Source organism: Nocardia neocaledoniensis, assembly GCF_029868625.1.
Classification (GTDB): Bacteria; Actinomycetota; Actinomycetes; order Mycobacteriales; family Mycobacteriaceae; genus Nocardia; species Nocardia neocaledoniensis_A.
In genome coordinates this window covers 17,341-27,040 of record NZ_JARWOJ010000138.1, presented here as the reverse complement: position 1 = coordinate 27,040, position 9,700 = coordinate 17,341, and the positions used below count along the sequence as shown (strand labels likewise).

Sequence of the window (9,700 nt, the reverse complement as noted above, 5' to 3'; positions counted from 1 at the left end):
CCCCCCCCCCCCCCCCCACCCCCCCCCCCCCCGCCCCCCCCCCGCGCTCCCCCCCGCCCCCCCCGCCGGCCGCGCCCGCCGCCCCCCCCCGCCCCCCCCCCCCCCCCCCCCACCCCCCCCCCCCCCCCCCCCCCCCCCCCGGGGGGGGGCCCTCGTCGCATACACGGGTCTTGCCGGCCCACTCCGGGCCGACAGCCTCGAAGTACACTGAATCGGCGGGATCGGACCCGCTCACAGGCGTCCGAGAGGAGCGTGCGTGACTGCCGAGACAGCGCCCCCTGCGTGGATGCATGAGCAGATCACGGCGGAGGTCTACGACTCCTGGTCCGAGGAGCAGTGCGCGGGTATCGAAATCGTCGACGGGATGGTGGTAGTGAGCCCGAGCGCCTCCAAGCGCCACAACCGGTTGGCCCGGGTACTGGCGAACGCGCTGGACAGTGCGGGCGGCGCCGACTGGAACGCCGACACCGATTTCGACATCCGGCTCCAGGATGTACCGCTGACGAACCGTCGCCCTGACGTCGTGGTGTACCGAGCCGACACGATCGACCTCTCGCCGACCAGGCCAGAGCACGTTCTGATGGTCGTCGAGGTCGTCTCCCCCGGCTCGGAGACCACCGACCGCGTCGTGAAACTGGATCAGTACGCCAAGGCGGGTATCGCCTTCTTCTGGCGGGTCGAGCAGGCCGCGACCGGTGTCCCGCTCGTCTACACCTACATCCTCGACCCTGCCACCAGGGCCTACCGCACCGGCGACATGTTCACCGGCCTCGTCAAGGTATCGGCCCCGTTCTCGGTCGAGGTGGACCTCGCCGTGGTTTAGCCGCAGCTAAACGCTAACCGGGCCGCCTCGTAAATCGCGGCGGCCCGTTCTTCGTGTTCTTACAGCGGCAGGACGTGGTGCTTGCGCGGGTTGCGCTGGATCTTCTTGTCCTGGAGCAGTTTCAGGGCGCGGCGGATTTCCAGGCGGGTGGTCGCCGGTTCGATGACCGCGTCGATGAAGCCGCGTTCGGCGGCGACCCAGGGGGTGGCCACGTTGGCGTTGTAGAAATCGATGAGGTTCTGGCGGACGGCGGCGCGCTGGTCCTCGGGGGCTGCGGCGATCTGGGCCGCGCCGAGCAGGCCGATGGCGCTCTCGGCGCCCATGACCGCGATGCGGGCGGTGGGCCAGGCGAGGTTGATGTCGGCGCCGAGCTGCTTGGAGCCCATCACCGCGTAGCCGCCGCCGTAGGATTTGCGGACCACCAGGGTGATCTTGGGGACCGAGGCCTCCACGTAGGAGAACAGGAAGCGGCCACCGCGCTTGATCACGCCGACCTTCTCCTGCTCGACACCGGGCAGGAAGCCGGGGGTGTCGACGACGAAGATCAGCGGGATCTCGAACGCGTCGCACAGGCGCACGAAATGCGAGGCCTTGTCCGAGGCGCGGGCATCGAGGGCACCCGCCGAGGCCATCGGCTGGTTCGCGACGACACCGACGCTCTGACCGTCGACCCTGGCGAAACCGGTGATGATGTTCGGCCCGGTGTCGCCGCTGATCTCCTTGAACTCGCCGTCGTCGAAGATGCGCAGCAGGATGTCGTACATGTCGTAGCCGGCGTTGTCCGAATCGGGCATGAACGAGTTGAGTTCACGGTCGGAATCGGTGATCTCGGGCTCCAGGCCCGGGTTCACCACCGGCGGCAGCTCCTGGCAGCTGGTGGGCATGTAGCCGAGGTATTCGCGCACCCACTGGAACGCGGCCTCCTCGTCCTTGGCGACGTGGTGGATGTTGCCGTAGTCGGCCTGGGTACGCGCGCCACCGAGCTCCTCGAGGCTCACGTCCTCGCCGGTGACCTCCTTGATCACCTTCGGACCGGTGACGAACATGTGCGCGGACTCGGTGGCCACCACGATGTCGGTGCAGATCGGCTGGTACACCGCGCCACCGGCGCAGTTACCGAGGATCACCGACACCAGCGGCACCATGCCCGACAGCGGCTCCATATTGGTCGCCATCCAGGCGTACCAGGCCAGCGAGCTGACCGCCTCCTGCACACGCGCGCCACCGGAATCGTTGATACCGACCAGCGGAATGCCGACCTTGGCGGCGTACTGCATGATGCCGCACAGCTTGCGCCCGAAGGCCTCACCGACCGAACCGCCGTACACGGTCTGATCGTGGGAGAACACCGCCACCGGACGGCCCTCGACCAGGCCGTGGCCGACCACGACACCGTCGCCGTAGAGCGCGTTCGCGTCACCGGACTTGCGGACAAGCGCGCCGATCTCGACGAACGTGCCCGGGTCCATCAGCATGTTGATCCGGTCGCGGGCACTCGGAATGCCCTTACGCGCCCGCTTCTCGATCCCCTTGGCCCCAGTCGGCTCTTTGGCGAGCTCGAGCCGCTCGTTCAGATCGGCAAGCTTTTCGGCGGTCGTGCTCACTTACGTACTTCTCCCTTTGCGGAAATCGCGGCCAGTTTGGCGGCGAGGTCGGCACCGATCTGGCCGATCCGCGGTTCGTCGACGATCTGCAAGTGGTCGCCCGGGATGTGGACGACCTCCAGGTTCTTCACGTATTCATCCCAGCCACCGTTGGGCTTGCGATGGGCGAACCGAGGTTCGAGTTCGATCGCACCATCGTGGTACCGGTCGGCCAGATACAGCACGACGTCGCCGTCGTACTCACGCGGGCGGACCTGCTGGAGCGCGCGGTTCTCGATCCACGAGGTCCGCTGGTGTTCCAGCACACCGCCGGGAATCTTCGCTCCGGACAGCTTTATCAGGTCGCTGATCATCGAGAACTGCTCGGCGTCGGAAGCCGCGGCCAGTTCCTCGATCTGCGAACGGTCGAGCTCGGCGGGGACGTTGTAGGTCTTCTTCGCGAAGGCCTGGTAGCGCTCGAGGCGGCGGACGCGCTCCTCGGGGCTGTTGTCCTCGTCTTCGACGGTCATCGCGAGGTCGATCAGGCCGACGTAGCGCACATCGGCCCCTTCCTCACGCAACAGCTGACCGACCTGCATGGCCAGCACCGCGCCCAGCGACCAGCCGTACAGCACGTACGGGCCGTCACCCTGGATCTTGCGCAGCTCCGGCAGGTACTCCCTCGCGCGTTCCTCGATAGACCCGTCGACTCGCTCGATGCCGTACATCGGGGTGTCGGCGGGCAGGCGCTTGAGCAGCGGCTCGTAGACGAGGGTGTTGCCACCGGCCGGGTGGAACACGAAAACCGGAGTGGCCGTGGACCCTTCGGCCCGAGCACGCAGCGGACGCACGAAGCCGTCCACATCGGCTCCGCTGTCCTGCAGGGTGCGCACGACCTCGGACAACTGCTCGATGGTCTCGCAGTCGAGCACATCGTCGACGGTGACCTCGGCCTTGACCCGTTCCGTGAGGCGCGCCGCCATCTTCTCGGCGACATCCTCTTCCAGGATCGGCAACGTGTTGAAGATGCCGCCGGGCGAGGTACCCGTGACGACGGCCCAGGTCGCGTAGGCGAGCCGCTCGGCCGCGTCACGTGGCGGAACGTTGTCCTCATCGCCGGCCGGGGCGGAGTAGTCGACGTCCAGTGCGGCCTGCGCGTTGTCGGCCGAAACAGCCTCAGCCGCAGCGACGTCCTGCTGCTCAACAGCCACGTCCGGGACTTCCGCACCGGCGGCCTTCGCCGCCGCCAGCGGATCATCACCCGCCGCGATCGCCGCACGCGCCGCCTCGACGAAGTTCGCGTCGACGCCGATCTCGACGTCTTCGCCGGCCGCCTTGGCCGCGGCCTGCTTCTCCGCCATCGCCGCGACCTCGTCACGGTGCTCGATCGCGTAGCGCAGCACCTTCGACACCTCGTTGAGGCTGGCGTCGCGGACCGCGGAGATCTGCAGCTGCGGGATGTCGAATTCGTATTCGACGCGGTTCTTGATGCGCATGGCCATCAGCGAGTCGAGGCCCAGTTCCATCAGCGGGATCTCCATGGGGAGGTCCTCGACGGCGTAGCCCATGGACTCGGCGACGATCACGCACAGCCGCTGCTCGACGGTCTCGCTACCGTTGGGGTCCCAGCGATCGCTGGTGGCCACGGCCACCTCGGCGGCGGTCGGCTCGAAGGCGGCCGGTTCGGCCACGGCGGCAACGGGTTCGGGCAGCGCGGCGCCGGAGGTGACGACCGCGTCGAACAGCAGCGTGAAGCCGCCCGCGTCCTTGGCGTGCACCTGCACCGACGCACCGCCGAGGTGCGGGGTGAGCGTGGTGGTCAGGGTGCCGGTGCTCGGCAGCGCGGCGTGCGGATGCGAGACCGACACGGCGACGTCCGAGAGCACCTGCGCGGCAGCGGCTTTCACCAGCTCGGCGAGGTCGCCGACCGAAGCGGCCTGTACCTCCCAGGCATGGCGGCCGTCGGGCATGGCGACGTGCGCGCCGGGCACCTTGGCGTTGCCGCCACCGGCCGACATCGTGACCTTGGGCCAGTACTCCTTGCGCACGAACGAGGTTCGCGGCACGTCGGCGTAATCGCCTTCGGGCAGCAGCGAACTCAGGTTCACGGCGTGGCCGTGCACGTAGAGCTGGGCGAGCGCGCCGATGACGCCGGCGGACTCGTCCTCCTTACGCTTGAGCGTCGGGATGAGCTGCGCGTCGTGCACGCCCGCCGCGAAGGTGGTGCCGAGGACCTGCATCAGCGCGACGGAATTGGGGGCCAGCTCCAGGAACGTGGTGTGCCCGGAGTCGACGGCGGCCTTGACCGCGTTGGTGAAGTACACGCTGCCGCGCATGTTCTTCACCCAGTAGGGCTCGTCGTGCACCGGATCGGAACCGGGCTTGAAGTACAGGCCCTCGTGCACGGTGGAGTACAGGCCGGTGGTGAGCGAGGTCGGCTCGATGCCGGCCAGTTCGGCGGCCAGCTCGCCGAGCAGCGGGTCCATCTGCGAGGTGTGGCCGGCGCCGCGGGTGGGCAGGATGCGGGCGAACTTGCCCATGCCCTCCACCTCGGCGACGATCTGCTCGACCTGCTCCCGCGGCCCGCCGATGACGGTGTTGGTCGGCGCGGCGTACACCGCGCACTCCACGTCGGGGAAGCGTTCCAGCAGCTGGGCGACATCGTGGGCGCTGAGCTCGACGAGTGCCATGTTGCGCACGTCGTCCTCGGTGATCATCTGCTCGCCCTCGCCCATCAGGCGCGAACGGGCGCAGATCACGCGCACCGCGTCCTCGATCGTCAGGCCGCCCGCGATGTACGCGCCGGCGACCTCACCCATCGAATGACCCACCACGGCAGCGGGTTCCGCGCCGTGCGCGCGCAGCAGCGCGGCCAGGCCGAGCTGGATGGTGAAGATGCCCACCTGGCAGGTGCCGACGTCGTAGTCCTGCTCGTCGTCGAGGAACATCTCGCGGATCGAGTAGCCCGCCTCGTCCTGCACCAGCTCGTCGACCGCGTCGACGGTCTCGCGGAAGATCCGGTTTTCGCCGTAGAGCTGCTTGGCCATCTTGCGGTGCTGCGAACCGAAGCCGGACAGCACCCAGACGGGGGCGTTCGACGCCGGGGAATCGGCAGTGAACACGCCCGCGCCGGGCTTGCCTTCGGCGATGGCGCGCAGACCGGCTACGGCTTCCTCGTGCGTCTTGGCCAGCACCACACCGCGCGAACGCTGGTGGCTGCGCTTGGCCAGCGACCGGGCCACATCCGCCAGCGGCACATTTTTGCCGGGGCCCTCGAGCCAGTCGGCCAGTTCGGCCGCGGCGCGCTTGCGGCGCGAGGGCAGGTAGGCGGACACGGCCAGGATCACCGGCAGCGGCTCGGCGCGCTCGCCGTCCCACTCGGGCAGCGGCTCGGCGGCGGCCTCGGTGATCGCGGTGGCCTCGGCGACCACATCGGTGGTCTCCTCGCCCTCGATCTCCGCGGCGGCGACCTGCTCCGGCGTCACGTCCGCGACGGCGGACGCGCCCGGCACGTATTCCTGGAGGACCACGTGCGCGTTGGTGCCGCCGAAACCGAAGCCGGAGATGCCGACGGTCGCCACGCCGCTGTAGCGCGGGAACTCGGTCGGCTCGTCGACGACCTTGAGGTTGGCCTGCTCGAACGGGATGTACGGGCTCGGGCCCGCGTAGTTGATGTTCGGCGGAATCACGTTGTGCTGGAACGACATCAGCACCTTCGCCAGGCTCGGCACGCCGGCGCCGGACTCCAGGTGGCCGAAGTTGGTCTTCACCGAGCCGAGCAGGGCGGGCTTGTCGGCCTCGCGGCCACGGCCGACGACGCGCGCCAGCGCCTCGGCCTCGATCGGATCGCCGATCGGGGTGCCGGTGCCGTGTGCCTCGATGTAGTCGACCGAGGAGGGGGCGATACCCGCGTCGCGGTAGGCGCGGCGCAGCACGTCGGCCTGGGCTTCCGGGTTCGGCGCGAGCAGGCCGTTGGACCGGCCGTCGCTGTTCACCGCGGTGCCCTTGATGACGCCGTAGATGTGGTCGCCGTCGCGCTCGGCGTCGACGAGCCGCTTGAGCACGACCAAGCCGGCGCCCTCGGAGCGGACCATGCCGTCGGCGTCCTTCGAGAATGCCTTGATCCGGCCGTCCTCGGAGGTGCCCGGGGCGAAACCGAGTGTCGTCATCGGCATCAGCAGCATGTTCACGCCGCCGGCCAGCGCCACGTCGGCCTCGCCGTCACGCAGCGCGCGTACCGCCTGGTGCACGGCGACCAGCGTGGACGAGCACGCGGTGTCGACGGTGACCGACGGGCCGCGGAAGTCGTAGAAGTAGGACACCCGGTTGGCGATGATGCCGTTGGAGCTGCCCATGATCGCGTAGGCCTCGGCCGAGGCGGGCACGTTCGGATCGGTGTTGCCGAGCGCGAGCGCGGCGAGCATCTGGAAGTCGCTGGTCGAGGAGCCGATGAACATGCCGACCGGCGAACCCTTGAGGTCGCTCGCCGGAATCCGCGCGTGCTCGAGCGCCTCCCAGGTGAGCTCCATCATCAGCCGCTGCTGCGGATCGATGCGCTCGGCCTCGAGCGGCGAGGTGGCGAAGAAGTCCGCGTCGAAGCCCTTGACCACGTCCTGGTCGAGGTAGCCGCCCCTGGTCTTGCCCGCGGCGACGGCGGCGGCGATGGTGGGATCGCCGAGGAACTCGTCCCAGCGGCCCTCCGGCAGCTCCCGGATCGCGTCGCCGCGCCCGATGATGAACTCCCAGGTGGACTCCGGCGTATCGCCCGCGCCGGGCAGGCGGGTCGACAGGCCGACCACGGCGATGTCGTGCGCCTCGCCGGGCTGGTAGGCCGCGGCGTAGTCCTCGATCTCCTCGGCGGGCAGCTCGGGCTCACCGTTGACGATGATCTCGGCCAGCGACCCGATCGTCGGATGCTGGTAGATCACCGTCGGCGCGAGGGTGACGCCGGTGTAGTCCTCGATGTCCCCACCGAGGGCGAGGGCATCGCGCGAGGCCAGCCCGAACTCCTCCATCGGCCGGTCGACGGTGATCGCGTCGATCGACTGGCCGGTCGCGTCGGCGACCCAGCGGCGCAGCCATTCGCGCAGCTCGGCCACCGAGAGATCGCCCTCGGGAGTGGAGGTCTCAGGGGTGGGGGTGGGCGTGCCCTCGTTGTCAGCCATTAATCCTCAAGCTACCTGTCTGTGTACAGGGCGCGCCGTGGAATGACGCCCGACGTGTGTGTCACGCCGGGCGTCGCTCGCTACCGGTCGGCCGATTACTCTTCCGGTGCATCGGGGAAAGCCTGCTGGGTGTAACCACCGCGCAGCGTTCCCTCGAGGTAGGCGGCCTTGCAAGCCCGCCGGGCGATCTTGCCGCTGGAGGTGCGCGGGATCGAACCCGCGGGGACCAGCAGGATGTCACGGGCCGTCACGCCGTGGCGCTGCGAGACCGCGGCACGCACCGCGTCGGCGATCGGGGCCGGATCGGCCTTGCCCGCGCCCGGACCACGCTCGGCCACGATGACCAGCTGCTCGGACGCGTCGTCGGCGTCGAACTTCAGGCCGGAGTGGCTGTCGGCGGTGAACACCTCGGCGGGCAGCTGGTTGGCCGGAACCGCGAAGGCCGCGACGAAACCCGGCCGCAGCGCCTTGGACGCCTCCTGCGCGGAGAACTCCAGGTCCTGCGGGTAGTGGTTGCGCCCGTCGACGATCACCAGGTCCTTGACGCGGCCGGTGATGTAGAGCTCGCCGTCGTAGAACACGCCGTAGTCACCGGTGCGCAGCCAGTCGGCGTCGGCCTCGGTGCCCTCGGCATGGCTGCCCTCGGCCAGCCGCTCGGTGACCTTGTTGCGGAACGCCTTGGTCGACTCATCGGGACGACCCCAGTAGCCGATGCCCATGTTGTTGCCGTGCAGCCAGATCTCGCCGACCCGGCCGTCGGGCAGCTCGCGGCCGCCTTCGGGGCGCTCCACCGTCTCGGGATCGATGATGGTGGCCCACTGCGACAGCGCGACGTAACCGCACGCGACCTGCGCGATGGCGTTCTCGTCGGTCTGCTCCACGCGCACCATGCGGCCCGCGTTCAGCTCGTGCCGGTCGACGTAGACGACCTTGGCCTCGTCCTCGGCCTTGGTCGCCGAGACGAACAGGGTGGCCTCGGCCATGCCGTAGCAGGGCTTGATCGCGGTCTTGGGCAGACCGTAGGGCGCGAACGCGTCGTTGAACTTCTTCATCGACGAGACGGTCACCGGCTCGGAGCCGTTGATCAGACCGATCACGTTCGACAGATCCAGCGACTCGCCCGCCTTCGGCAGACCACGCGCGGCGGCGTGCTCGAACGCGAAGTTCGGCGCGGCCGCGAAGGTACCGGCGCCGTCGGAGACCGCGGCCAGCTCGTTGATCCAGCGCGAGGGACGGCGCACGAACGCGCTCGGCGACATGATGGTGATGTAGCGGCCGCCGACGGCGGGCAGGATCACCGTGAGCAGACCCATGTCATGGAACAGCGGCAGCCAGGTGACGCCGCGCGAGTTCCAGTCCAGGTTGATGGCCTTGACCATCTGCAGCAGGTTGGTACCGACCGCGCGGTGGGTGATCTCCACACCGGCGGGCACCCGGGTCGAGCCCGAGGTGTACTGCAGGTAGGCGATGTCGTCGATCGCGGTGTCGGGACGGACCCAGGAGTCACCGAGGGTGTCCGGGATCGCGTCGACGGCGATGATGCGCGGACGCTGCGCGGCCGGCAGCGAACGGAAGAACTGCCGGACACCGGCGGCCGAGGAGGTCGCGGTGAGGATCGCCGACGGCTCGCAGTCACCGAGGACGGCGTGCAGGCGGTCGGTGTGACCCGGCTCGTCGGGATCGAACAGCGGCACGGCGATGGTGCCCGCGTAGATCGCGGCGAAGAAGGAGATCACGTAGTCCAGGCCCTGCGGGGCGAGGATCGCGACCCGGTCGCCCGGGTTGGTCACCTGCTGCAGGCGAGCGGCTACCGCGCGCAGCCGAACTCCGAACTCCTGCCAGGTCAGCTCGTGCACCTCACCGTCGCGCTCGCGCGAGTAGTCGATGTAGCGGTACGCGAGCGTATTCGCATCGTTACGGGTGTGCTTCTCGACGTGATCGACCAGGGTCCGACCCTCGGGAATCACAATGTTCCCGGTCTCGTCCAGGTAGTCGTCGAAAGTCTCTTCCATTCCTTCTTCTCCTCCGAGGCCCGGACACCGGTGAATTCTCCCAACGCGCTGTGGCGTTGACACCTGTGAGGCCCCGACTCGCTATCGCCACCGGTCGCCGGAACACGCACTACGTGC

Annotated in this window: 5 protein-coding genes; 1 reads left to right on the top strand and 4 read right to left on the bottom strand. The window is 69.1% G+C overall.

The features are described 5' to 3' along the window. A partial coding sequence (locus tag QH270_RS10420; protein WP_280340467.1) for a hypothetical protein occupies positions 1-208 on the bottom strand: 208 nt, incomplete at its 3' end. Positions 209-256: 48 nt separating this feature from the next. Here QH270_RS10420 and QH270_RS10415 point away from each other — a divergent pair. Then, positions 257-823 (top strand): Uma2 family endonuclease, encoded by a 567-nt coding sequence (locus tag QH270_RS10415; RefSeq protein WP_280340465.1) that lies wholly within the window; start codon positions 257-259, stop codon positions 821-823. A gap of 59 nt (positions 824-882) precedes the next feature. On the opposite strand, the gene QH270_RS10410 is transcribed toward QH270_RS10415, so the two are convergent. The 3 genes from QH270_RS10410 to fadD32 form a co-directional block, all read right to left on the bottom strand. After that, positions 883-2,427 carry an acyl-CoA carboxylase subunit beta gene (locus QH270_RS10410; RefSeq protein ID WP_280340464.1) on the bottom strand — a complete coding sequence of 515 codons (1,545 nt, stop codon included), beginning with the start codon at positions 2,425-2,427 and terminating at the stop codon, positions 883-885. Beyond that, positions 2,424-7,571: a polyketide synthase Pks13 gene (gene pks13 / locus QH270_RS10405; protein WP_280340462.1), complete on the bottom strand. Its 5,148-nt coding sequence runs from the start codon at positions 7,569-7,571 to the stop codon at positions 2,424-2,426. The genes QH270_RS10410 and pks13 overlap by 4 nt, the downstream gene beginning before the upstream one ends. A 95-nt stretch (positions 7,572-7,666) precedes the next feature. Next, positions 7,667-9,583: a long-chain-fatty-acid--AMP ligase FadD32 gene (gene fadD32 / locus QH270_RS10400; RefSeq protein ID WP_280340460.1), complete on the bottom strand. Its 1,917-nt coding sequence runs from the start codon at positions 9,581-9,583 to the stop codon at positions 7,667-7,669. Between the last annotated feature and the right edge of the window lie 117 nt (positions 9,584-9,700).